Raw genomic sequence first — 540 nt, 5'->3', positions numbered from 1 at the left:
GAAGCGGGCGAGAATTCTACCGGCGCAACGCGTGGCCGATCATCGCAGCGGCGCCAAGAATGATCGCAACGATGTGCTGGCAATCTTGCGCGCAGGCCGGGACCAGAACATTGCGGCAGTGCCAATCAAAAGCACCGCGCAATTGGCCATGCAGGCCCTGCATCGAGCCCGGCAAGGGTACGTAAGGCGGCACACCGCAATGGGTAACCAGATGCGTGGTTTGTTGCTGGAACATGGCATTGCCATGGCACAAGGTGCAGCGACCCTCGGCCGAAATGTTCCCAGGATACTGGAAGACGCCACCCAACCGCTGCCGGAGCTGTTGCGCGAACTGATCGCCGAAATGCTCGGCGAGTGGAGCCATCTGGGTGAACGCATCGAGGTACTGACCGGACGCCTGGAAACCGCTGCGCGCGAAGACGAGACGGCCAAGCGTCTGATGACAGTACGCGGTATCGGCCCGATCATCGCCACGGCACTTCTGGCCAAACAGACAGAACCTGAGCGCTTCGCCAATGCACGAATGTTTGCTGCCTACTT

At 60.6% G+C, this 540-nt stretch carries 1 protein-coding gene; it reads left to right on the top strand.

The genetic code is table 11. The annotated features are described in order from the left end of the window. Positions 1-540 (top strand): IS110 family transposase (locus ACP7E4_RS30505; RefSeq protein WP_426120002.1); only part of this gene is annotated, 540 nt, incomplete at both ends.

The sequence above is a fragment of the Pseudomonas sp. DSP3-2-3 genome (assembly GCF_049898225.1).
Lineage (GTDB): Bacteria > Pseudomonadota > Gammaproteobacteria > Pseudomonadales > Pseudomonadaceae > Aquipseudomonas.
Note: the sequence above shows the minus strand (reverse complement) of the source record. Positions and strands in the feature narration are given on the sequence as shown.